The 24,518-nt window shown below is 61.1% G+C and carries 18 protein-coding genes and 1 rRNA gene; 10 read left to right on the plus strand and 9 right to left on the minus strand.

Annotated elements, in window-relative coordinates; translation table 11 throughout:
* The 3 genes from VHX65_12340 to VHX65_12350 all read right to left on the minus strand — a co-directional run.
* Positions 1-455 (minus strand): DUF6444 domain-containing protein (locus VHX65_12340; GenBank protein HEX3999332.1); only part of this gene is annotated, 455 nt, incomplete at its 3' end.
* Positions 456-1,208: 753 nt separating this feature from the next.
* Positions 1,209-2,159, minus strand: coding sequence for a substrate-binding domain-containing protein (locus tag VHX65_12345; GenBank protein HEX3999333.1), 951 nt, complete (start codon positions 2,157-2,159; stop codon positions 1,209-1,211).
* 247 nt (positions 2,160-2,406) lie between these two features.
* Entirely contained in the window at positions 2,407-4,686 is a 2,280-nt protein-coding gene (locus tag VHX65_12350) for a hypothetical protein (GenBank protein ID HEX3999334.1), read from the minus strand.
* 486 nt (positions 4,687-5,172) lie between these two features.
* On the opposite strand from VHX65_12350, the gene VHX65_12355 reads away from it, so the two are divergent.
* The 3 genes from VHX65_12355 (at position 5,173) to VHX65_12365 (ending at position 8,165) form a co-directional block, all read left to right on the plus strand.
* Complete coding sequence (locus VHX65_12355) at positions 5,173-6,573, plus strand: HD domain-containing protein (GenBank protein ID HEX3999335.1); 1,401 nt, start codon at positions 5,173-5,175, stop codon at positions 6,571-6,573.
* A 151-nt stretch (positions 6,574-6,724) separates the two neighbouring features.
* Positions 6,725-7,648: a PHB depolymerase family esterase gene (locus VHX65_12360; protein ID HEX3999336.1), complete on the plus strand. Its 924-nt coding sequence runs from the start codon at positions 6,725-6,727 to the stop codon at positions 7,646-7,648.
* Between the two features lie 112 nt (positions 7,649-7,760).
* The gene (locus VHX65_12365; protein ID HEX3999337.1) at positions 7,761-8,165 is read left to right on the plus strand and encodes a 6-carboxytetrahydropterin synthase; all 405 of its coding nucleotides are present in this window, start codon (positions 7,761-7,763) and stop codon (positions 8,163-8,165) included.
* Between the two features lie 402 nt (positions 8,166-8,567).
* Here VHX65_12365 and VHX65_12370 read toward each other — a convergent pair whose 3' ends face one another.
* Positions 8,568-10,319 (minus strand): MFS transporter, encoded by a 1,752-nt coding sequence (locus VHX65_12370; protein ID HEX3999338.1) that lies wholly within the window; start codon positions 10,317-10,319, stop codon positions 8,568-8,570.
* 148 nt (positions 10,320-10,467) lie between these two features.
* On the opposite strand from VHX65_12370, the gene VHX65_12375 reads away from it, so the two are divergent.
* The gene (locus tag VHX65_12375; GenBank protein HEX3999339.1) at positions 10,468-10,917 is read left to right on the plus strand and encodes a hypothetical protein; all 450 of its coding nucleotides are present in this window, start codon (positions 10,468-10,470) and stop codon (positions 10,915-10,917) included.
* 603 nt (positions 10,918-11,520) lie between these two features.
* On the opposite strand, the gene VHX65_12380 is transcribed toward VHX65_12375, so the two are convergent.
* The gene (locus VHX65_12380) at positions 11,521-12,630 is read right to left on the minus strand and encodes a hypothetical protein (protein HEX3999340.1); all 1,110 of its coding nucleotides are present in this window, start codon (positions 12,628-12,630) and stop codon (positions 11,521-11,523) included.
* 477 nt (positions 12,631-13,107) lie between these two features.
* Between VHX65_12380 and VHX65_12385 the strand changes: the two genes are divergently transcribed.
* Positions 13,108-13,344, plus strand: coding sequence for a response regulator (locus VHX65_12385; GenBank protein HEX3999341.1), 237 nt, complete (start codon positions 13,108-13,110; stop codon positions 13,342-13,344).
* Positions 13,345-13,388: 44 nt separating this feature from the next.
* Here the strand turns inward: VHX65_12385 and aroA are convergent, their stop codons facing one another.
* From aroA to efp, 4 genes are all read right to left on the minus strand, one after another.
* Complete coding sequence (gene aroA, locus VHX65_12390) at positions 13,389-14,672, minus strand: 3-phosphoshikimate 1-carboxyvinyltransferase (protein ID HEX3999342.1); 1,284 nt, start codon at positions 14,670-14,672, stop codon at positions 13,389-13,391.
* A 124-nt stretch (positions 14,673-14,796) separates the two neighbouring features.
* On the minus strand, positions 14,797-17,907 hold the full coding sequence (locus tag VHX65_12395) for a hypothetical protein (protein HEX3999343.1): 3,111 nt from the start codon (positions 17,905-17,907) through the stop codon (positions 14,797-14,799).
* Positions 17,908-18,158: 251 nt separating this feature from the next.
* A complete protein-coding gene (locus tag VHX65_12400) occupies positions 18,159-18,398 on the minus strand; it encodes a hypothetical protein (protein ID HEX3999344.1) in 240 nt (79 codons plus the stop codon).
* Positions 18,399-18,612: 214 nt separating this feature from the next.
* A complete protein-coding gene (efp, locus tag VHX65_12405) occupies positions 18,613-19,182 on the minus strand; it encodes an elongation factor P (GenBank protein HEX3999345.1) in 570 nt (189 codons plus the stop codon).
* A 503-nt stretch (positions 19,183-19,685) separates the two neighbouring features.
* Here efp and epmB point away from each other — a divergent pair.
* The 5 genes from epmB to VHX65_12430 all read left to right on the plus strand — a co-directional run.
* Positions 19,686-20,732: an EF-P beta-lysylation protein EpmB gene (gene epmB / locus VHX65_12410; protein ID HEX3999346.1), complete on the plus strand. Its 1,047-nt coding sequence runs from the start codon at positions 19,686-19,688 to the stop codon at positions 20,730-20,732.
* A gap of 107 nt (positions 20,733-20,839) precedes the next feature.
* Positions 20,840-20,980 carry a type II toxin-antitoxin system prevent-host-death family antitoxin gene (locus VHX65_12415; GenBank protein ID HEX3999347.1) on the plus strand — a complete coding sequence of 47 codons (141 nt, stop codon included), beginning with the start codon at positions 20,840-20,842 and terminating at the stop codon, positions 20,978-20,980.
* 200 nt (positions 20,981-21,180) lie between these two features.
* A complete protein-coding gene (locus VHX65_12420) occupies positions 21,181-22,500 on the plus strand; it encodes a PQQ-binding-like beta-propeller repeat protein (protein HEX3999348.1) in 1,320 nt (439 codons plus the stop codon).
* A 120-nt stretch (positions 22,501-22,620) separates the two neighbouring features.
* The gene (locus VHX65_12425) at positions 22,621-23,556 is read left to right on the plus strand and encodes an isoaspartyl peptidase/L-asparaginase (GenBank protein HEX3999349.1); all 936 of its coding nucleotides are present in this window, start codon (positions 22,621-22,623) and stop codon (positions 23,554-23,556) included.
* Between the two features lie 538 nt (positions 23,557-24,094).
* A 16S ribosomal RNA gene (locus tag VHX65_12430) occupies positions 24,095-24,518 on the plus strand; the annotation flags it as partial.

Below are 24,518 nucleotides of genomic sequence, written 5' to 3' on the forward strand. Positions count from 1 at the left end.
CGAATCGCCGTGGGAATCTCGGCATAGTGAACCTTCTGGCAGCAGGGACAAAAACCGGCGTGCCCACGATGTTCGCTGATCTCGATGGGCGTGGCAACGATTTCCACCTGCTGGACGACGCGCGGCTCGACCTTCCGCGACTGGAGCTCGCCGCCGCAGTCGGGGCAATGCGTCAGACAATAATCGAACGTATGGTCGATTTCGTCGGGAGCAAACGGGATCCGCTCGTGTCGCGGATGACCGGGCTGCGCACCCCGTTTCCGTTTGCCACCACTGGCGGCGGCGGGACGCGGCGGCTTGATCAAGTCGCTGGAAGGCGGTTTGGAGGAGTTGGCCGAGTTCTTGTTGGCCTTGGCCAACTCGGCTTCCAGAACGGCCAATCGTTGCTCCAGGCCTTCAACGCGTCGCTGAAGGACTTCGCAATTCGGGCACGGCTTGTCGGCGGGCTGCGTCATAGCGCCGCCAAGTTACCCGATCACCTACAAAACCTCGAATACCGATTTACCCAAAAATCCGTGAACGCTTACGAATCGCTACAAGCTGTGCGTTACCTCGCCGCCGTACCAAAATTCGTTCGACTATACCGACATCTATCGGCCCGAGCTTTTTCTCGGGGGCTTTATGGCAACACAAGCGGAGCTAAAGGCATTAAGGCAACACACAATTCGGTCGCATGTTCAGGCGAATTGGCCGCGCCCCACTGACGAGGAACTAGGCGGAATCCTTTGAGGAGTCGTGAATAGGTTGCGGAATGGCTCCGAGCACCTCTGGGAGCTCCGGATTCCGCTAAGGGTGCAGGCGTATTTTGAGGACATGCGGACAGTTCTTCGCCAACTGCTCGATCTCGCGGAGCCGAAGGCGCAACTCTGGTTCGTTGTTGCGACATCAGCGTACGCTGGAATCGAGGTGCCCGTCGACTTTATTTGCGCCGAAATCGCAAGTGATATCGGATGGTCGGTTCGTGAAATCGGAGTCTTGCGAGATTTGCGATCGTCCGGCCAACATTGGAACAGGCTAAATGGCAACACCGAGCGGCGTGTGGCGCTGCGCGAGAGCGTAATCGTACTTTCGAGGTAACAAGCCTGATGCCAGAACCGACGAGCGCCGGATGCGACGCACGCGGCGCACGTCCGAACATGCCACGCGTGCTTTGGGTGGCTACCGACGACCAACGCACTGAGTCGTGGCCGCGATCCTGTCGTGCGGCCTTACTTCGGCGGGCGCAGCAGGGCTTGGATTGCCGGCTGGGTCTTGTTTTCTTGCGTCACGAGCGTCGGCGGCATGGGCTGGTTTTTTTCGACTTTTTCGCCCTTGAGCGCCGCGGCGGCGGCTTTGACGGCCAGTTCGCCCATCCGCACCGGGTCTTGTAGCACCAGCGCGTCGATGATTTTTTGATCCAAGGCGTCGGCGATGACTTCCGTCGAATCGAAGCCGACGAAGCGGATGTGCCGGCCTTGCGATTGGGCCGTTTTCAAGGCGTTGATCGCGCCGATCGTGCCGTCTTCGTTCGAGGCAAAAATGCCGGCCAGATCCGGGTGGCTGAGGATCATGTCTTGGGCCATGCGGTTGGCCGACTGGGCGTCGCTCTTGTGGAATTGCTCGGCGACGAGTTCGACCTTCGTGCCTTTGATCGCTTCGCGAAAACCGTCTTCGCGATCCATCGTGCTGGCCGAGCCGGGGTCGTTGCGGAGCATGGCCACTTTGCCGCCGTCGTTGCCGAGCAGCTTGACCATTTCGCGGCCGGCCATGCGTCCGCCCTCTTTATTGTCGGTGGCGACGAAAGACGTGTAGTCGTCGGTGTCGACCGCCGAATCCATCACCACGACGGGAATTTGTTTGTGGGCATTGCGGATCGGCTCGGCCAGGGCCTTGGCGTCTTGGGGCGCGATGACCACGGCCACGGCCCCCTTGGCCATCATGTCGCTGAGCAGCCGGATTTGGACGTCGGTGTCGGTCTCGCGGGCCGGGCCGTCCCAATCGATGGCGACATGCGATTCCTCGGCACCTTTTTTGGCCCCGGCATGGACCATTTCCCAGAAGGTGGAGTTGGTGGATTTCGGAATGACGGCGATTTTTGCCACTGCCGCCGGCCGATTGCAGCCGGCAAACAACACTCCTGCCATCGATAAACAACAAACCACTGCAATGCTTCGCCTCATGGCCAACTCCCCCGCGTGTGCGTTCGATCCAATCCGGAATAGAACGGCTAGTATAGCGGAGCGCGGAGAAATTTTCGCCCGTGCGGCGAACCTTCCGGCGGCAAGCCCGTCGTGGCATGCCTCGACCCGACCGCAAGCGCATTGCGCGGGGGCCATTTCGGTTCGCTCGCCGAATCGAATTTTCGCGAACGCACTGGGCCGCCGCGTTGTTGTCAGCCTCATTTCATGGGGCCGGCGACAAACACCCTTACTTCGTCGTGGTCTCGCCGGGCTTTTGGACGGTGACCGGCTCGATCGGCGATGGGCCAATGGTCGACGCGGGGCCCGGAAGGGAATCGGACGCGGCAGCCGTCGCAGGTTGAACCGGCTTCTGCGTTTGCTCGATCGATGTCTGTTCGGGCGCTTTCGGCGACGGCGACTTGACGGGAATTACGCTTGCCGGCGATTGAACGGTCGTCGAATTCCCGGTCGCGTCCTCGTTCGAATTGCTTGTGGAACCGCTCGTGGCTGGAACCGCCGGGCCGGAGCCTGAATGGGTCGGCTGGGCGGTCGCTGGTTTCGCCGCTCCCGATGCGACGTCGCCCGAGAATGTCGACACCAGCGATTTGTTCATCGTGAATCCGACGAGGAACCAGCCGTTTGTCTCGCTGGAAACGAACGATCCGGCCGGGCCGAAATAATGGCTCACCGTTTCGAATTCGGGTAGTGTTCGGCCGTCGATCTTTTGCTTGCGCGGAGCGCCGTCTTTTCCATCGCCGAGCACTGCGTTGAGCAGTTGGCCGAGCATCGTTTCCGATTGCGGCATGCGGCCCGTGCGAATCAATTCGTAGGTGGGCCGATATTCCTCGGAGGTGCGCGAAAACAAGCGAAAGCTGATCTGATTGGCGCCGAGCTGTTTCGCCTGTTCCGCGATCAGCCGATAGTCGGGGCAACCAGCGAGGCCCTCGTTCTCGTGGGCTTGATGAAGCACTTTCTCCAAGAAGCTCATGTGCGATGCGACGAACAAATGCCCGTAGGCGACGGTCATGGCCGAGTTCGTGGGGATCAGCCGATCTTCCTTTGCGTGTTTCGCGTCGGACTGGCGGGCATCGTCGTCGGCCCGATCGGCATGCTCGACGCCATCCGGGTTTTCGATTTTCACGTCGGGCACGGCGACTTGCTCATCGCTGATTTCCCAAATCACGTGCCCTTCGAATTCGCGACGGACGGCGTCACCCTTCATCAGCTTTTCAAGGGTGTCGGCCAGCATTTTTTCGTTGGTGCCCTCGACGGCCACGAGCAGCCGTTCGCTCTTGGTGTTGATCGGCAATTGATAGTCGCTGATGATCGTGACCCGATTGCCCAAGTTGCCGATGAAATCTTTCACCACGTCGACCTTGGGTCCGTCGGGGTCGTTTTTCAGGCTATCGAGAACGTCGTGAAAGACGCCTTTCTCGGCCATTATTTCGTCGACCAGCGTTTCGCTCGCGGCAAATGCCGTTTTGACATCGACATTGAAGCTGGTGTAGGTGGCGACCTGTTTCGGAACCCAGGCTTGCGGCTCCAGATCGCTTCCGACCGGGAAATTCAACATCCGCGCGGCCAGATCGTATTTCTCGCTAGTCGATTCATGCCCCGGCAGCGGCGGAGCGTACACCATCGTGCGATGAATCAGCTCACACTTGTCGGCCGAGAAGTTGACGAATCCGCCGACCCCTTGCACCGCCGTAAAGCCTTGGTTCTTCAGGGCCTGGTAAATGTCGATCCCGCGGCGCCGTTCGCGGGTCGTCAGCGAGCGAATCATTTCGACGTAGCCGAAGGGATCGACGAACCACCGCAAGTGGGGCTTGGTGGCGCCGGCCGATCGCGCACAGCGAGTCATGATGCTGTCGAACGATTTTAAGTTGGCGAGGCTATCTTTTCGGCCATCTTTGGCGGCCGCAACGATCGACTGCAGCACGTCAGGATCGTCGGAGGCGGCAAGCAGATCGCCGGTGAGAATGTAGGCCACTTGCTGGATACGCCGCTGGCCCTCTTGCTGCGGCAGCGCGAAGATCACCGGCGCGCCGTCGTCGTGCGGCATGCGTTGCGCGCCGCGACCGGTCAATCGGGCATCGATCTTGGCCACGAGCGCCGCGGCTTGTTGTTGATGCCCCGTCACATCCACCAGCACGACGACGGCCATGCGTCCCGGGCCCGGCCGAACCGTGGCCAGGCTCACCTCGCCGCCGGGGACGCCGTTGAAGTCGTCCCACGAGAGGCCGAGGCCTTGCAACCGCTGAACGCCGTTTTCGTGCAGTTGGCGCTGGAAGTCCTTGACGAAATCCTGCAGCACCGGGTCGTTGACGAGCAAACCCCATTGCGATCGATTGAAGGCGTCGCGCAGGGCTTCGATATCACCGATCGACACGTAGCCCTTCGTCGTGTCGGGCAGCAGGTTCTCGCTTTTGGGCGCGGCGTTGGCGGCGCTGCCCAGGAGCATCGCCACGCAACCGCACGCGAATCGAAACGCCGCCAATCCATTGCTCCGCGACAACAGACGGGTCACAGGATGCTCCTTGCCAAATAACAGGCTAAATCACCGCAGAAGTTCGTGAATCGTATCAGGTCGGAAAGCCTGACGGTTGGCGCCACCAGTCCAGCTTGCAAGCGATGCGAATGCCGCGTCGGATCCGAATCGGGTCGTTGATATGCACCACAGGCTAACCGCGGATGTTTCGCGACCGCGCGAAGGATCGCCGCCGCGCCGCGTTCGTCCGGATACAGGTTGTATCGGAATCCCGGGGCGAGACTCTTATGCGACAGTTGGCAAATGGTTAGATTGCAACGCTGCCGCAGACGCGGTAAACCACGCCGATGGGGAGCTGCGATAGCGTTGCTGGCGGCGAAATTCGATAGTTTGCGGAAATCAGCGTGAGTGTAACGTCACCGCGTGTTTCATTGGATTGAAATCGCGCGTCGCGCGGGTGTGGAAAGTCCGTCCGCCACGAGGCGTTATCGAAAACGCGTCCCATACAGGGCCAAGGTCGTTGCGATGCCCGATTTTCGAAGCGAAAGCCTGAGCTACGATCCGATTCATGGCTACATCCCGTTTGTCTCGGGAAGCGGCCTGCCGGACGGAGAAATCGGCGAGCGGCAAATCATCGATCATCCCTGGCTGCAGCGGATGCGGCAGATTCACCAATTGCAAACCGCGTGGTGGGTGTTTCCGGCCGCCGAGCATACGCGGTTCCAACATGTCGTCGGAGTCATGCATCTGGCGAGCCGGGCCGTGGCGGGGCTGTATGAAAGTCTCAAGCAGGTTTGCCCCGATGTGCCCAGCCGCGGATATGTCGAGTCGCTGATGCGATTGGCCGGCCTGCTGCACGATGTGGGCCATGGGCCGTTCGGCCACTTTTTCGACGAACACTATCTTTCGCGTTTCGGCTTGACGCACGAGACGCTTGGCAGCGTCGTCATTCGCGACGAAGTCGGCGACCTGATCCGCCGCATTCGCCGCAATCCGCAAAGCCGCTTGGAAGACGGCGAAACGCTCGATCCGGCACAAATCGCCCTCTTGATCACTCGCCCGCGAGCGGAAGATTCGAACTCCGTCCCGCGGTGGCTACGGTTCTTGCGCAGCTTGTTTAGCGGCATCTACACGGTCGACAACATGGATTTCGTACTACGCGACGCCTACATGTCGGGCTATAGCGATCGGGCATTCGATCTCGACCGCTTGCTGCGCTACAGCTTTTTCAGCGAGGCTGGTTTGACGATCCATAGCCGCGGCGTCGGAGCGCTGTTGCGGTTTATCGGCGTGCGGGCCGAACTGTTTCGCACGATCTATTTCCACCGCACCGTGCGCGCGATCGACATTGCCTTGGCCGAACTTTTCGACGCCAGCCGGGATTGGCTGTTTGCAGGCAACCCGCTCGAACACCTGGCCGAATATCAGCATTTCACCGAATGGTCGCTGCTGGTCGACGTGGCCCGCTGGCCGGATTCGCCCGATGCCCGGAAGCGCGAAGTCGGCCTCCGCTGGCGCGACCTGCTCTCGCGCAACGTGCATTGGAAGATGATCTGCCAGCGGAACCTGGTCTATGGCGCGGCCGATGCTGAAGCGGCCAGCATTTTCAGCAATCCGCAATTCGTGGAACAGGCGATTCGCAGGCTGCTGCCGCCCGAAATACGCGAAATGCGCTTCGTCGTCGATCTGGCCCGGCATGTCCACCGGCCGCACACGCGCGGGCCGGCCGCCGGGCAGAACTTTTTGTTCGACGAATCGCACCAGAAAACGCGCCCGCTGACCGACGATCAGCTCTTTCGCCAGCTTCCGGTGAGCCACCATATCTGCCGCATTTACGCCGAAAGCGACGAGCATCGTGGCCCGCTGGCCGACGCGCTCGATCAACTTCTCGGCCCGGGCGGAGCCGATGATCTGACGAATGTATAGCCGAGGCGAGGATCGGCCGAGAGAATGCAGACTCACGCGGAATCGCGGAGGCCCCGGAAACACCTTCCGAATAATGGCTTGTTCTGCAAAAACTCAGAGTCAACAATAGAAATCGGTTTGGCAATCAATGCAGCAATCGATTGGGTGCCGTATGAAGCTCTTCATTTCGTTGCTCGCGATTCTGGCAGTAAGCAGCGCCCGTGCGGCTACGGCGCTGGCGCCGAGCAATTCGATGCGGTCGCTGAAGATCGGCGACGAAACGCGAACGTATTTGGTGCATGTTCCGAAGAGCTACAATGCAAAGCGGCCGACGCCCGTCGTGCTGATTTTTCACGGAGCGTTCACGAATGCCGCGGTGACCGTTGGCTTCACCGGCATGAACAAAAAGGCAGACGAAGCCGGCTTCATTGCCGTCTATCCAAATGGCACCGGCCTCGGCGATGCAGTTCTGTTTTGGAACGCGGGACAAGCGATCCCCGCGAAGGGCAAGACTCCCGCCGACGACGTGGCATTCGTCGGCAAGGTGCTCGACGATCTGACGAAAGTGGCGAATGTCGATCCGCGGCGGATTTATGCCACCGGGATGTCGAACGGCGGGATGATGTGCTACCGGCTGGCGGCCGAGATGTCGGACCGCATCGCCGCGATCGCGCCCGTCGCAGGCACCATGGCGATCGACAACGCGGCGCCGAAGCGGGCGGTGCCCGTCGTGCATTTTCACGGCAAGGCGGATGAAATCGTCCACTTTGGCGGAATAACGAAAGACGCCGACCGGAAGTGGATCAAATATAAATCGGTCGATGAAACGATGAAGATTTGGGCCAAGATTGATGGCTGCACCGCGGAGCCTAAAGTCGAGAAGCTCCCCGACTCGGCCCATGACGGGACAAGCGTCACGAAGACCACCTATGGCAGCGGCAACGACGGCGCCGAAGTAGTTCTATATGCCATCGACGGCGCCGGACACACTTGGCCGGGCCACGATCCGGTCGTGACATTCCTGGGCCGTTCGACGAAAAACATCGATGCCGACGACCTGATCTGGGATTTTTTCAGACGCCATCCGATGCCTTGATTTTCAGCGTTTCAGAGTGTCGCTTTCCGCGCCGCAGCCAGGCATTCGAAGGCGACGGATTCCGGCAACTCGTCCGCTTGGCGTCGAATGCATCCCGATTTCGGAAATAACCATGTTTCGTGTCACGCGCATTATCGATTTCTGCTATGGCCACCGGCTGTTGAATTACGACGGCAAGTGCAAACACCTGCACGGACATAATGGCCGGGCCGTGATCACGCTCGAGGCTCCTTCGCTCGACGAGCAAGGCATGGTGCTCGATTTCACGGATATCAAACGTGTCGTGAGCCGCTGGATCGACCAGCGGCTCGATCACCAGATGCTTCTGCATCGCGACGATCCGGCCATCCCGGCCCTCACGGCGCTCGGCGAACCGATGTATTTGCTCGATGTGAATCCGACCGCCGAGAATATCGCCCGGCTGATATTCGACTATGCCCGGGAACAAGGTTTTCCGGTGAAGGACGTGAGTCTCTGGGAAACGCCGAATTGCTTCGCAACATACGACGGCGCCTAGCAGCCGGTTAGAGCATTCGACACGGAACGTGTCTTCGCGTGCCACTGTCTGGGATGGGTGCTACTGGCTGGGTGGTGTGCCACTGGCCAGCGAAGTCGGCCAGTGCCGGCCGGCGGCTTGACGTTCCGGCTCGCAGGCGTCTGACACGAGAGCACTTGCCAAACGGCAACATGCAAGAGAGCATCGCCGAGTCCAGCGGCGCTCGCACTGGCCGACTTCGCTGGCCAGTGGCATACGGCCGTCTTCGCTGGCCAGTGGCACACGGCCCACGCCTCGACAATCCCGGCTTCGGATCAATTCGGCTTTCGCCGCGGCTTCTTCGTTTCACCGGTTTCATGTGGCTTCGATTCCTGCGGCAGCGAATCACGTTTCAAGTGGCCGACGGCATACGGAGTATGCCTGCTACGTAGTAGGCACACTCCGTGTGCCGGCGGCGATCGCAGACGGGCTTCGCCCGCGCAGAAACGAAGCGATCGACGCGATCGCGCACATCGCGGCCGACACTGAGAACGCCCATCGCAGGCCGATCATGAAGGGCGCCGCAATCAATTGCGGAAAAAAACTGCCGCCGAGCAGTTGGCTTCGCGATGCAGCCGGAAGGCTCTGCAATACATTGCCGGGCACGAGGGTGCGCATCGGGTTATAGCCCAGGAACGCCGCGAACAACGCCGATGTCGGTGGCAAGTGCGCCACCTGGGCAGCGGTGTTGGCCGGGAGGCCGGCCTTCGTGAGCGGCTCCGTGAGGGCGTTCGGCAAATGGGCGGCCAGCGCGGCGATGACGATGCTAAAGAAAAGCCCGATGCTCAGCAGCGTTGCCGCGTTTTGAAACGTCGACCGCATGCCCGAGCCGGCGCCGCGGTGTTCGGCGGGCAGGCTGTTCATGATGGCAGCCGTGTTGGGCGCGGCAAACATCCCCTGCCCGATGCCCAAAACCGTGAGCCAGCAGGCGAACGGAACGTAGGCAAAATCGGCCGGCAACATCGCCAGGCCGATAAATCCACCGACATTCACCAGCATGCCGACGCTCGTCAGCAAGCGCGAACCAATCCGATCCGAAAGCCATCCGCACACCGGTCCCGACACGCCGAAGCCGACCAGCAGCGGAATCATGTAGATCGCAGCCCACAGCGGCGTTTCCGCAAAGCGGTATCCATGCAGCGGTAGCCAAATGCCTTGCAGCCAGATGATGAGCATGAATTGCAAGCCGCCGCGGGCAAGCGACGCCAGAAAGTTGCTGATATTGCCGGCGGCAAACATGCGAATTCGAAACAACTCGAGCCGAAACATCGGATTCGCCGTCCGTCGCTCGAACACCACGAACACCGCGATCAGCACGAGCCCGACCACGATCCCGCCGATCACCAGCGGATTGGTCCAACCCATTGGCGAGCCGCCGTAGGGCTGAATGCCGTATGTCACCGCAAGAAGGAAAATCGTCAGGCCCGTGGCGAACAGCAGGTTCCCCAACCAATCGATGTGCGGATGCTCGGCCGGGCGAGCTGTTTCGCGGAGCTTCCAATAGGCCCAGAAAGTTCCGAATAGCCCGAACGGCACGCTGATCAAAAACACCAGCCGCCAATGGATGGTTGCCAGCAGGCCGCCCAGGATCAGGCCCGCAAGCGAACCGACAATCGACGCCACTTGGTTGAATCCCATCGCCATGCCGCGCTCATGCGACGGAAAGGCGTCGGTGAGAATGGCCGCGCTATTGGCGAAAAGAAACGCGGCCCCCAAGCCCTGGACAAGCCGGTAGAGGATCAATTGCAGTGCAGACGTGTTGCCGGTGCCCGGCGTGACAGCCAGCAACACGCTGCCGACCGTGAAAACCAGGAACCCCAGATTGTAGAGCTTCACGCGACCAAACAAGTCGGAAATTCGCCCGCAAGTGACCAGTAAACTGGCAGTTACCACCAGATAGCCGAGGAATAGCCACAGGAAATAGTTTGTCTCCGCCGGCGCGAGCGGATTAACGCCAATTCCCTGAAAAATGGCCGGCATCGCGATCAACACGATGCTGGTGTTGGCGAACGCCATGAATACACCGAGGGTGGTGTTCGACAGCGCGATCCATTTGTAGCCCGGAGAGGTTTCGTCCACCGAGCTTGCGGCATCGCGCGGCCGGTTCGCGCGTTGTGCATCGGAATGAGCGTGCATTGGTGCAACCCGTTGGGGTCGAAACATGGTGCAGATAAATTCGCGTGCGGAAGCCAGCAAAACCCGTGCCCTTTGGGGCGAGAGCCGCCGTCGTATAATGGTGGTGCATTTAATCGTTGATCCACGCTCGAGCGATTCACAGGAAGCGATGAACAAGGCATTCGTTCGCGAGCCCGACAACACTGCGGCAGCCCATTGCCCGCGATGCGGTTCGCTGGGGATCGCTGTCGGAGGAGAAACGCTGCGCGCGCATCTGGACGCCAACGCCTTACGGCCTTTGGCCGAGACGGCGTTCTATTGCCCGTTTCCAAAATGCGAAGTCGGTTATTTCGACCAATTCGAGCAGACCGTGGCAGCCGACCTGATCCGCAATCCGGCGTTTCCCAAGGATCCGCAAGCCCCGATCTGCAACTGTTTCGGCTTCACCATCGAAGAGATCGAGGCCGACCTTCGCGACGGCTCGCCAAAGAGAGTTCGCGAGCTATTGACGCGGAGCAAATCGGCCGAGGCACATTGTCAGACGGCCTCGCCGGATGGCCGATGCTGCATGGCCGAGGTGCAGCGCACCTATCTTCGCGCCCGCGGTTTGAGCGGTTAGTGTCGGGCCAGCGAAACAGCGTGTTTTATCAAACACGCCTCCTAGTCAAGATCGACGAAAGTATTTTTATCGTAGCAGGCACACTCCGTGTGCCGTCGGCGCTCCGCGGCGGATTGCGGCGGATTGCGCACAGAGCAGGGCAGACGGCACACGGAGTGTGCCTGCTACGTTGGGCGCAGCTCGCCGCACAATTGCTTTGCGCCACGACCACGCGAATTCCTTGTCAGGATCGCGTAAAGTATTTTTATCGTAGCAGGCACACTCCGTGTGCCGTCGGCGCTCCGCGGCGGATTGCGGCGCATTGCGCACAGAGCAGGGCAGACGGCACACGGAGTGTGCCTGCTACGTTGGGCGCAGCTCGCCGCACGATTGCTTTGCGCCACGACCACGCGATTTCCTTGTCAGGATCGACGAAAGTATTTTTATCGTAGCAGGCACACTCCGTGTGCCGTCGGCGCTCCGCGGCGGATTGCGGCGGATTGCGCACAGAGCAGGGCAGACGGCACACGGAGTGTGCCTGCTACGTTGGGCGCAGCTCCGCCGCCCTGTGGCTCTGAGGTTGGCCGCTGGCGCGATCGACATGCCGGCGCAAATTTCGCGTTATCATTCACGTTTGCCGCTGATCTTTTCGCTTGCGCCCAGGCGCGACTCGATTTGCACCTGCTGCTGCCGGAAGGCCGCGATTTCGGGAAAATCGGCACCGAGCGCTTCATACGCGGCCAGCGCCTTGCGATTCGCGGCCACCGATTCGGCAAGTTGGCCGTTCTCGCCGTAAGCGGCGGCAAGTTCGTCCCCTATGTGGGCAAGGCCTTCGCGATAATGCAAATCCGCGCGGAATCGGCCGAACTGCGCGTAAACCGTGGTCGCCTGATCCAGCAGATCGATTGCAGCGTGAGTTCGACCCGTTTCGCGGAATACATCGCCCAACACTGACCACGTTTCGGTCAGTTCGCAAGGAGGGCTCCCGAGCCATACTTTTGATTCGCCGGTAAACAGCAGCGCGATCCGCGGCGCCAAGGCTCGTTTGAGATCCGCTTCCGCATCGGCCCAACGATGCAACCGCGCGTACATCGCCCCGCGAGCCTGCCAAAAGCGCGCCTGGGCCGCCAACAGATCGTCGGCGTCCGGCATTTTCGCAATCAAGCTCGACACCAGCGCCAGCGCGGCTTCGAAGCGCGCTTCGGCAGCTGCAATATCGCCGGTGGCGGCGTGATAGGCGCCCTCGTCCGCATAGGTTTCGGCCAGTGTGCGGCGATAGAGCGGCGCAAGTTCGGGCGCGGGCTTTTCGACTGCTAGCGTTTCGAGCATGTGGACCGACAACACGAAGCACAAGCGCGCGTCCTCAAACTCGTGCAGCTTCAGATGAAGCAAACCGGCTCTTCGCCGGGCCATTGCAATCGCGAATCGATCCGCGGGTTCATCGCCCGCTTCGTCGTAGATGGATTTGTAGAATGCCAGTTCTTCTCTCGGCAGCAGTTTGCTCTCCAAGCCCAATGGGTCGATGCGGTCGCCGAACGTCGCCATCGCGAGCAGCAGGTTGTCGTCGGCCCTGCGACATTCTTCCTTGCTCCGCTGCAGCGCGTCGACGAGGATTTGACGGTCGAACAAGGTGCGGCCGACCGAGGCGATGCCGGCGGCTGCCGCGACGATTGCGCAGGCGATTCCAACGACAAGTCCAATCTTGCGGCGGCGGCGATCCAGCGGCTGTTTCATGGGCCCTTCCGCTCGCCGCTTGTGCGACGGCTGCGCCAAGCGAGATCCTGCACCGACGTCGCAAAGCCGCGGTTCGTCGCCCTTCATGAAATCCCCGATTGAAATAAATTCCATCCGCTCGCCGGTTAGCCGCGGCGGAAGTATACGCAATTTTTCGATATGGGAAATCGTCAATTTGCTGCTGTTTGTCATTTCAACAGCAGCACTTGCGACTCGGGGCACTGCAGCGGAAGTTTTCGGCTGGAAGCGCGAACCTTGCGGGGCAAATACCGTCTTTTCATGGACGGCATGAGCTTTGCGTTTCGGCAGGCTCGCGCTCATCGGGCCAAGCCGTCAGGTCCGAGCTATTTTGCCCCGCTTACAATTCGGAAAATTATGCGGGAAACCGAAAAATTCGTTTGCGAAATGCATCTGGCGGGATTAAATTCACGCGTTGGAAGCCGATACCAGGGGGAACTGGTAACAGGAGGTGCCGCAATGCCGAGCCCCTTATATTACGCTCAGGAATGCCCAACTTGCGGGCGGAATTTGCAGATCCGCGTCGTCTATTTGGGCAAGAATGTCGTTTGCCAACATTGCCACGGAAAATTCTTGGCCTGCGATCCCGCGAGCGGCGCTGCGTTGCCGAACGATTCGGGCATGGCGCTCTTGAAGCGCGCCGATGAACTGCTCGAATCGATGAGCGCGCGAACCGCGCCAGCACCGGCCCGTTAAACAGCTGGCGCCGGTCCTTAAAGAACTTCGTGTGCCCGGAATCGCTAGTTGTGCGCCGTTGCGAGGCGCTCCAGATCGCGGAAGAACCCGGGGTACGTTTTCTCGGTTGTGCGCGGGTCGAGGATCACGACACCCGGCACGCGCAGCCCCGGCAACGCAAGGCTCATTGCCATGCGGTGGTCCCGATAGGTGGCGATGGTTGCTCCGTGCAACGGTCGCGGTGTGATTCTTAGCCCATCGCTTCGCTCGTCGATGTCTGCTCCGAATTTCCGGAGTTCGGCAGCCAGATTCCCGATCCGATCGGTTTCCTTGTGCCGGATGTGGGCCACCCCGCGAATCGTCGTTGGGCTATCGGCAAACAGCGCCACGGCAGCGAGCGTTTGCACGGTGTCGCTGATCGCATTCAGATCGGCGTCGATGCCGTGCAGCGGCCGGCCGACGACGGAAATCTCGCCGTCGCCATATTGCACTTCGCAGCCCATCTGCGCCAGGCAATCGCAGAAGGCGACATCGCCTTGCAGGCTTTCGCGATCGAGCCCTTCGACCGTTACTCGGCCGCCGGTGATCGCAGCCGCGGCAAAAAAATAGCTCGCCGCCGACGCATCGGGTTCGATGGCATAGTCGCGGCCATGGTAGCAACCGCGCGGAATCTGGAATCGGCTCAAATCGACCGGCGACTCGACCTCGATGCCGAAATCGCGCATCACGGCGAGCGTCATGCGAACATACGGCTGCGAGACGAGCGGCCCATCGAGCTGCAATTCGACGGGGGCCGCGGCGTAGGGAGCCGCAAGCAACAGTCCGCTGAGAAACTGGCTGGAGATATCGCCGCGCACCTTCGCATGTCCGCCGCGCAAGCCCGCCGCGTGAACCAAGACCGGCGGGCAACCGCCCGGTGACTCGGCCTCCGCTGCGACCCCTAGCTGCGCCAATCCATCCAGCAAATCCTGAATCGGCCGCTGCCGCATCCGCTCTGCCCCATCGAGCCGGAACGTGCCTTGCCCCAGGGCCACCAGTGCGGTGAGAAAACGGATTGTCGTGCCACTATTGGCCACCGATAGCTTCACGCTGTGATTAGGAAGCCGGCCGCCGCAGCCGAAAATCTCCAGCGATCGATCGCCAGGATCGACATTCACGGCGATTCCAAGCCGGACCAGCGAATGAATCATCACTCGCGTGTCTTCGCTTTCAAGCGCCGCTGTCAATCGTGTCTTGCCGTCGGCCAGCGCCGCAGCCACCAGGGCCCGATTGGTCAAGCTCTTCGATCCGGGCGGACGGACGCGGCCGGCGAGCGGACCGCTGACGGTCTTGACGGCATGACGTTCCATGGAAAGCGTGTCGGGAATGATGGAACCTCTCGGATCACGGCTGCATTTCGTTTGTTTTGGGATCGCTGCGGACTTGCACGATCGGCGCAGCGACATGCCTTCGAGACGCGCCCAAGGGACCGGCCTATTGCGGGTCGGAGGCCATTTTCTTGCCGGCTTCCTCGAGCTGCTTGCTCTTTTGCATCGCGCGGCGGATCAGATCGTTGCCCTTGGAGACTTGCGCGGCGGCAACGGCCAGCTGCGCAAATCGGCTGGCCACGGGAAGCCGCTTCGCCGCGACCGCTTCATCCGCCAACGTCAGCGCGGCGCGGGCCACTTCGCGGCCGCCTTCGGGTGTCGACGGAGGATTGTTGGAAAATGTGTCGGCTTTCATGTCGAGCGCATCGATCTGGAAATTCTGCGCGAGATGATCGATGGCTTCGACCGTCAACTTGGCACGTCCGGCTTGGGCCGCGACGTCTCGAGCCTGGACGTAAAGAGCGAACCGCCGCGCGGGTTCGTCGCTGCTTTCGGCGGCATCGAAAAATCGCTGGATCAATTCGTCGAGCTTGGTCGCCGTCGTGGCGGAGACGATCGCGTCGTCGAATTCATCGCGCACTTTGCGGGTGGCACGGTCCAGCGCATCGGCGCTCGGCGCCGGCGGTAGCGGCGAACCGGCGTCGCTGCCCGGCATCGCCGCGTTGGCCGGCTCGGGGTTCAGAAGCGGCATGAGGTAGGTGCCGTCGGACACGCCGGCAGCCGCGGCCTCGCCCCAAAATCGCTTTGCCGCCTCGGGATCGTCGCCCAGCAATTTCGGATCGACGGCATAAAATGCACCAATGAAGACCTTATTGGCCGGCTTGCTGGGATCCAGCCAGCGATTCGCAAGCGCGATGGCCAGCCCGCTGGGCAATTCCTTCAAATTGAAATGCCGGTTGCCGCTCCCCATGTGGATCGTCAGGCTTTGTTCGTCGCGATCGACCACCACGACCTTGGTGCTGCCGACATCGATTTCGTCGGTGGCCTTCAGGCCGGCGAGTGCGTCGCGCACCGCGCCCCAAAATTCGCCGACGTATTTTACGAGCGTTCCCAGTCGCTCCACTCGATCGCTCTGTTCGGGAGTGACGGCCAAACCCTTGGCATCGGCCAGCAAGCGGTTCGCTTCATCCTGATTGCGCTCGGCCAGCTTTTGCCGAACATCGACCAAAAGATGGTTCAGCCGGGCAGCTTTCGCCGGATCGACCGCGGCAGGCTTCGGCTTGGCGGGTGTCGGCTGAGCGGGCCGCGTCGAGGAGGCGTCCGGCGTCGGTTGCAGAACGAGTCTCGCCGGCGGAACCGGAATCTTTGTATCTGGCTTTTTCTCCGCGGGCGCTTTCGTGGGAGGTTGCTTCGGCATCGAAGCGTTGCCGTTGGGTTCGGTGGCCTTCGGACCAGTGGGCGGAGTCGTTTTCGGGTTCGCCGAATTCGTCCCAGGAAGTTTTGGCGTGCCGCTGCCGGGCGTCGCCAGCGGATGTTGTCCGGGATACGTCGAATCGGAGGATGTGGTCGAAATCGGATCGTTGGCCGCCACCGTCTTGTCGTCGTGTTGCCTGAGGAGGATCGCGGCAATCAATCCGCCCGCCAAGAGGAGGACGGCGCCGAGCGCGCCGCCGATCAGCAATGTCTGCGAATTCTGCTTCGGGCGGCCGGACGTGCGCGGCCGATGCATCGTATCAGCCGCCGACGGGTCGAACGCTTGATTCACGGGGACCGAAGCCGGCTCGAAACCGTCTGGCCGGGCAGGCATCGCGGCCGGCTGGGGAAAACCGCTCGCTTGCCAGTCGGCCGGCGGTTGTGCTGGACGTTGCGGCATTGAGGGCGCCGCGGCCGCTGAATCGCCAAAGCCCAGCTCGTCGAGCGGCGAGGATCCGCCGCGCGCCGGACCGCTCAACACATCGTCGAAAAAATTCGCGGCTCCGGCGGCCGACGGTTGTTGTAATTCCGCCGGTGGCATTGCCGCGGCTTGTTGCGGCGCGGGGATCGGTGCCGCGAACCGCGGCGGAAAATTGGCTGCTCCAGGCATCGCGCCGGGCCGGGGAAAAAAGCCGGGCATTGCCCCTGGCGACATCGGCGGCGCCGCGTAGGGGCTGGGCGCCATCGACTGGGGAAAAGAGCTCGGCATGCCCGTCGCCGCAGCCGGGAACTGCTGAAACTGCGGAGTTCCACCCGGCGGAATCGGCGCACCGGGAAAAAACGGGCCCGGAAACGGATGCGGCATCGCTTGCTGCGGCACCGGCGGTTGCTGAAGCGCGTGCGGCGGCATTGCCGCAGATGGCGCCGTACCCGGAGCGGTCATGCCGGGCATGGGCATCGCTGGAAAGGGCCGCGGGAATGCATTGAATCCGGCTCCTTGCTGCGGCATGGCTTGCGGAAACATCGGACCCGATGGAAGGCTAGTCGGGGCGGGGGTTGCTCCTCCTGCCGATAGCTTTGGCGGCGGCGAATTTGACCTTTCCGGGGCGGCCGTTGGCACGGTCTCACCGGGAAAAACGAGCGTCGGCCTTTGCGCGGGCGGAGATGGCGAAACCCCCGGCGGTGCTGAAGCAGAGGGTGCGTCCGGCACGCTCGACGCTTGTGCTGCCACTTCCGTCGCCGAGCCTTGCGCGGCCAGAGGAGACTGCGGCGCAGAAGCTTTGCCTGGGGCCAGGTCATGGCTTTTTCGCGGGCTCGGTGGCAAAAGATTCATTCCCGGTTGCCACGCGCCGGCCGGTGCAGCTTCGCCTGACCGCCCGCCATCTTGGTTGCTGTCCTGATTGCTCCCGCCCGTTGGACCCGCGGGCACTTTTGGGCTTCCGAAGCCGGGCGGCAACGGGTTCGACACGCCGATATTCGTAACCTCCATCGTTGGCGACCGTTTCGGCCGTCCGTCATAGCCCGCGCCATTCGGCGTTTGCGCCGTTGCCGGAGAGTTGTTCGAATTCGGGCCGGATGCGGGAAGCTCGGCCGCGCGAAGCGCTGCGTCGTATTGCGATTTTTCGGCCAGATCGGTCAAGCAGCGCTTGGCGGTGCTCAATTCATCGAGAACTTGTCGCCATAGATCGACGTGCTCGCCCGGACGGACGCCGCGAACCTTGGCCATTTGCAAGTTCGCGGCGGTGAGAATCGTATCCTGGTTCGATTCGAACCGTTCGAGCCGGAGCAATTCATAATGGTTTGGCTGCGGCGATGCGGTTTGAACGCCGAGCCATTCCGCGTACGGATTGAACGTTTGAGCCACAAAATGCCTCGTTCCGGATTGAACAAACCGATCTTACCAGCGGTGGCACATCCGCAGGTTTCCAACCGTCGAAAACGCAACCGCACATGCCGGCGCAAAACCGTGGCCATGGCGGCCAACCCAATTGCCGCCAAGCCGCGCACCACACCGGCGCATTAAACCCCTATTGTGGACCAAAGTCGCCGTCCATCGCAAGGTAATACACGCAGTAAACGGCGGCGGCGCCTTTTTTCTTGCAGCCGCTTGTCGAATCACAGATCGCTGGAAGTTGCGATCCAAAAGATGGCGAGGAGGAAAAGCAGAATTCCCGCCCGGGCGCCAATGGATGCCCCAAGGAACGTCTTGCGGGAGAGACAGCCGATCGCGGCTCCGACCGTTGAACCAAAGATGGCAAACGAAACCGCCATGAGCGGCAGCGGTTCGATCAGCACATAGCGGGGCATCGCAATCAGCGACGCGCCCACGCAGAACAATGCCGCCGCGCACAGCATCCTGCGAACCGAGAATTGGAACCGCGTGCTCATGCCGCATTATTGCAGGGTGCCGACCCGCGGCGGCGGAGCGATGCGAAACATGCCCATGCAAAACCGCGGGCATGGCGACCGCGACTCCCTTCGTTTCCGCGACTCCCTTCGTTTCCGCTGCTCCCTTCGTTTCCGCTGCTCCCTTCCGTCCCCGCGGACTGCGCGGGAATAATGCCATCGCTCAGGCTCTCGCCCGTTCGATGTATTCGCCGGTGCGCGTGTCGACTTTGATCAAGTCGCCAATATCGACGAACGCAGGAGCGCTGATTTCAGCGCCGGTTTCGAGCTTGACCGGCTTGGTGAGATTCGTGGCCGTGTTGCCGCGGACGGCTGGTTCGCAATATTCGACCTTGAGGATCATGTGATTCGGCGGCTCGACGCTGATCGGATTGTTGTTGAACAGCATCATCCGGCAGACGGTTCCCTCTTTGATCCACTTCCAGGTTTCGTCGACAACGTCTTTGTTCAGCTCGTATTGCTCGTAGGATGCGTTGTCCATGAAGACGAACATGTCGCCCTGGCGATAGAGATATTGGGCGTCGATTTCTTCGACGTCGGCGGCGTCGAGCGAATCACCGCTTTTATAGGTCCGATCCAGCATGGTCTGGCGGACCAGGTTCTTGAGCCGGCATTTATACAGGGCCTGACCCTTTCCCGGTTTGACGAAATTGCATTCGACCATCAAATAGGGATCGCCGTCGATCTGGATCTTGAGGCCCTTTTTGAATTGGCTGGTATTGTAACTGGGCACGGCAACGTTTCCTGATTGGGAGTGAAAGTGACTTTTCGGGCGATCGAATGCGCCAATTGAACAACCGATTGGCCGATTGGCGGGCGTTTCGATATCCAAGCGTTTTGGGTGCCAACCTGTTGGCTTGCCCAGCAGCGCCGCGGCGACGGTTGGACTCGACCGCCGACGGGGATTTGACATGTCCGTCGGCTTCGCTTTCCAATTGTAACGCGTTATGCTACGGAGAACCGCATCGGAGGGCAACACCGGCAGGCGTCGGTGCCCACTTTTGCGGTTTTTTGACGAGCAGCCTCGGCTTTGCCTCAAGACTCACCGATCCGCACATTGGCCCGAAGCGTTAGCGAGGGAATCCTTGACAGACCGGAACTGCTGCGCCTTTGCTTGAGGCTGCGGGCCGGTGTTTTGAGATAAAGCCTAGCCAGGCAATCTCGACGGTCGCCGAGTCGACGCCAGGCCTCTCGCCGTCCCCATCGCCCGTCCGTTAACGAGAAATGATTTCCGGCATGGTTGTTGTCGCTCCCTCACCACAAATATCTCTTCCGCAAAGTGGGAAGGCGAACGACGCCAAGCATTGGCAGCGAGAGCTGAAAGACGCGGTGCGTGATCCTCGCGATCTTTGCCGGCTCTTGAATTTGCCTGCCGAGTGCGAGGCCGCCGCGATCCGGGCGGCGGGCGAGTTCCCGCTGTTCGCTCCGCGGCCGTTTGTCGACCAGATCGAACGCGGCAACCCGGCCGATCCTTTGCTCCGCCAAATTCTGCCGTTGGAGGTGGAGCTTGCCTCGCCGCCCAGCTTCACGGCCGATCCGGTCGGCGATCTGGCAGCACGCCGCGCTCCCGGTCTATTGCAGAAATACCACGGCCGAACACTGCTGATCACGACTGGGGCATGCGCGGTTCATTGCCGCTATTGCTTCCGCCGCCATTTTCCGTATAGCGAATCGCAATCGCCGCAATCGGCCACGGCATGGCAGCCGGCCATCGAGACAATCGCCGCCGACGCGAGCATTCGAGAAGTGATTCTCAGCGGCGGCGATCCGCTGGTGCTGGTCGACGGGCTGTTGGCGGAGTTGGCCGAGCGATTGGCGGCGATTCCGCACGTCGCCCGGCTGCGAGTGCACACACGGTTGCCGCTGATGATTCCGCAGCGGATTGATGCTTCGCTGCTCGGCTGGCTGCGGGGCACGCGGCTGACGCCGATCATGGTGATCCACGCCAACCATCCGGCCGAGCTTCGCGGGCCGGCCGCCGCGGCCATCGGCCGATTGGTCGATGGCGGAGTGCCGGTGTTGAACCAATCGGTGCTGTTGCGCGGCGTGAACGATGATGCCGACGTGCTGGCGGAGCTCTGCGAGCGATTGGTCGAGCTGCGCGCGATGCCCTACTACTTGCACCAATTGGACCGCGTTGCCGGAGCGGCCCATTTCGAGGTTGAAATCGCTCGCGGCGTGCAATTGATCGAGCAATTGCGCGAGCGGCTGCCGGGCTACGCCGTGCCGCGCTACGTCCGCGAAACCGCCGGCGAGCCGAACAAGACGCCGCTCTGCGATTAATCGCGATTTTGCTCTGATTTTAAATGGCCCCCAAGCGGTTGAGTTGCTGGAAATTTCGCCTTGCTGATCGTATGCTTTGGTTGGCGTAGGAAATAGGGAGGTGGCTCATGGCCACGCATGATTCGAACATAATTGGAGCGGCCGACGCCGCTGCCCGCCTCCCGGAGTTGTTGGAATTGGTTCGAGGCGGTGAAGAAATAACGATCACGAGCAGCGGTAGTCCCGTCGCGCGGTTGGTTCCAGTCTAAAGCGTCCAATCGGGAGGAACGCGCCGAGGCCATCCGCCGATGGCGGGAAATACGCAAAAATATTCCGCCGCTTGGGATGAACTTAAAAGACCTTGTTAACGAGGGCAACGCTGCCGTGAGCGCTGGAATCCCGTTATTAGGGCAATAGGATGTTGAAGCGATTTGCTTCGATCCGGAATAACTCCCAATCCGTGGTAATCATGAAACGTTTGATGTACAGGTTGGCCGCCAGCACTGCACTTCTCTTTCTAGTGGCTTTTCCCGCTCGCGCCGGCAATTGGCCGCAGTGGCGTGGGCCCGATGGCACGGGCGTTAGCAGCGAGACCGGGTTGCCGGTGAATTGGACCACCGCTCGCGGCGTCGTCTGGAAAACCGATTTGCCCGAATGGGGCGACAGCACGCCGGCCATCTGGGGCGACGCCATCTTCGTCACCACGCAGCACGACGAAGATCTGCTGCTGCTCAAGCTCGACAAAGCGTCGGGCCGCATCCTCTGGACCCGCACCGTCGGCAGCGGCGATTTCAAACGCATTCCCATCAACGCCAAGACGCCCGAGCAACGCAAGCAGCAGAATTTTCACCCGCTGCAAAATCAAGCCAGCCCCTCGCCGGTCACCAATGGCCAAGTGGTGGTCGTGCATTTCGGAAACGGCGATCTCGCCGCCTACGACTTCGATGGCAAGCAGCTTTGGCATCACAATTTGCAAGACGAATACGGGCATTACACGATCTGGTGGGGACACGCCAATAGCCCCGTGATTTTCGGCAATAGCGTAATCTCCGTGTGCATTCAGGATTCACTGGCCGACGTGGCCAAAACGCCGGTCGAAAGCTACGTCGTCGCCCATGATCTGCGAACCGGCCGCGAACGTTGGAAAACGTTGCGCATGACCGGCGCCAAAGCCGAGGAATGCGATGCCTACACGACCCCCGTCATCACCCAGCTCGACGGCCATCCGCAGATGATCGTCATGGGGGGCAATCAGCTCGACGCCTACGACCCGGCCAACGGCAGGCAACTTTGGTTCTTGCCGGGCATCAGGGGCGGACGGACCGTCGGCGGCGCGACCGTGGCCGACGGCTTGGCGTTTTGCACGCAGGGCAAAGGTGGCCCGCTGTTGGCCGTGAAGCTTGGCGGATCGGGCGAATTGCCGCGGAGCAACATCGCTTGGAGGTTTGAAAAAGGCACGCCCGATAGCTGCACGCCCGTGGCTTGGGAAGATCACCTGTTCACGCTGCAAGACGCCGGCATCGCCCGCTGCTTCGACATCCACACGGGCCGATCGCTATGGACCGAGCGCGTGAAGGGTGAATACAAAGCGTCGCCGGTCGCCGCCGAGGGGCGCATCTATTTTCTCAACACCCACGGCCTGTGTACCGTCATCTCCGCCAGCGATCGATTCGACAAATTGGCCGAGAATCAAATCGACGACGACACGATCGCTTCGCCCGCAATCTCCGATGGCCGCATCTACATCCGCGGCCATAAAGCCCTGTGGTGCATCGGCAAGGATTTTTGACAGGGGCGAGGGACGAGGGATGAGGGACGAGGGGCGAGATGGAACAACACGGTTCAATCAACCGAGAGCGCGGTGGTCCGCTTGCGCGTGCTCGCCCCTAGTGCCTCGCCCCTCGCCCCTATGTTGTGCCTCGCTACTTGGCGATTCGGTCGGATTGCGGCTCGGGCGGCACTGCGGGAATTTGCTTCGGGCGGGTCGGCTTTGGATGCCGCCGTCGCGGGAGCACAAGCGGTCGAAGATGATCCGAGCGTTATGTCGGTCGGTTATGGCGGGCTTGGCAATGCTGCCGGGACGGTGCAGCTCGACGCCTGCGTCATGGAAGGGACGACGTTATCTTGCGGCGCGGTTGCCGGACTGGAAAACATGTGCCATCCGGCGGCAGTGGCCCGGCGCGTGATGGAGCGCACTCCGCATGTGCTGCTCGTCGGCGAAGGCGCTCGGCTCTTCGCCGTGCGCGAAGGATTTTCATTGGAAAATCTAAACACGCCGCAAAGCGTTGCCGAATGGCGGCGGCGAAAGCAAAAGCAGCCGCGAACCTCGGCTCGAATCCGGCAGCAACGCCAACAACAGCAGCAGCAAAACGCCGAGTCGAAATCTCGCGATCCGCTGACGCACGACACGGTCGCCGTGTTGACATGCGATGCCGAGGGACGGCTGGCCGGGGCCTGCAGCACATCGGGCCTATCGCACAAATTGCCGGGACGGGTCGGTGATTCGCCGTTGATCGGCATCGGGCTATATGTCGACGACCAAGCCGGGGCCGCGGCGGCGACCGGCGTCGGCGAAGAAGTGATTCGGGCCGGCGGAGTGGTGTCGATCGTTGAACTGCTTCGCCAAGGCCGGACTCCGCAGGAAGCTTGCGAAGCGATGATCGCACGGGTTAATAGAATCGCCGCCCGCCGCGGCGTCCGCCCGGCCGAGATCGGTGTGCTGGCCCTAAATTCGCAGGGCGAGACCGGCGCGGCCTGCACTCGGCCGACCGATTTCGCCTACGCGTTCGGCCGCGGCAGCAAGGTGTCTGTGCGAAGAGGCGTGAAAATTTTCGCAATCGAATAATGGCCGTTGCAACGGGTGGCCGCCGCCGCGCTCCGCTCGACTCGCCGCAAGTCGTTAGAAATGGGATAAGATGGATCGATTAGACACAATGCGATGGCCGAAACGGCCGGTGCATTGGTATCGCCTGAGGATGCCCAGAAATTTTTTTCGAGGCCTGTTGACAGCGGTCGGCCGATCAATACAATCTCGTGTTCCCCCAAGCGATTGCCGCTTGCTTCGGTGAGTGGAAAGTTTGGGGAGTCTTTCCGCGGTCCTCTCTGAGGGCCGATGGCGTGCGGGGGAAGTCGTCGCACGCTTTGCAATCGATCTTTGACAATTTGGTAGTTATTTCTTTTTGGTTTTAGCCAGCACAAGACCGTAAACTGGCGATACCAAACTGCGATCAACAGTCGGCTGCTTCCGCGAGGGGGTGGTTGGGTGGAGATTGTGGATTGGGTTGCCTTATGAAAATTGAAGTCAGACCATTGAGGTTTGATTTTGGCTTGCTAGTAACCTGTGCTGCAGAGCGAAAGCGATGCGGTGCAGTAAGCGTCAAAACAAATTGAAGGGTTTGATCCTGGCTCAGAATGAACGTTGGCGGCGTGGATTAGGCATGCAAGTCGAGCGAGAATCCCAGCAATGGGAGGACAGCGGCGTAAGGGACAGTAATGTGTAGGTACCTACCCTCAGGACCGGGATAGCTGCGGGAAACTGCAGGTAATACCGGATAATGTCTGCGAAGTAAAATTTGTGGACCAAAGGTGTGATTCCGTCTGAGGAGGGGCCTGCATCCTATTAGCTTGTTGGTGGGGTGACGGCCTACCAAGGCAATGATGGGTAGCGGGTGTGAGAGCACGACCCGCGTCACTGGGACTGAGACACTGCCCAGACACCTACGGGTGGCTGCAGTCGAGGATCTTCGGCAATGGGCGCAAGCCTGACCGAGCGACGCCGCGTGCGGGATGAAGGCCTTCGGGTTGTAA

This window comes from Pirellulales bacterium (assembly GCA_036267355.1).
In the GTDB taxonomy this organism is placed as follows: domain Bacteria; phylum Planctomycetota; class Planctomycetia; order Pirellulales; family DATAWG01; genus DATAWG01.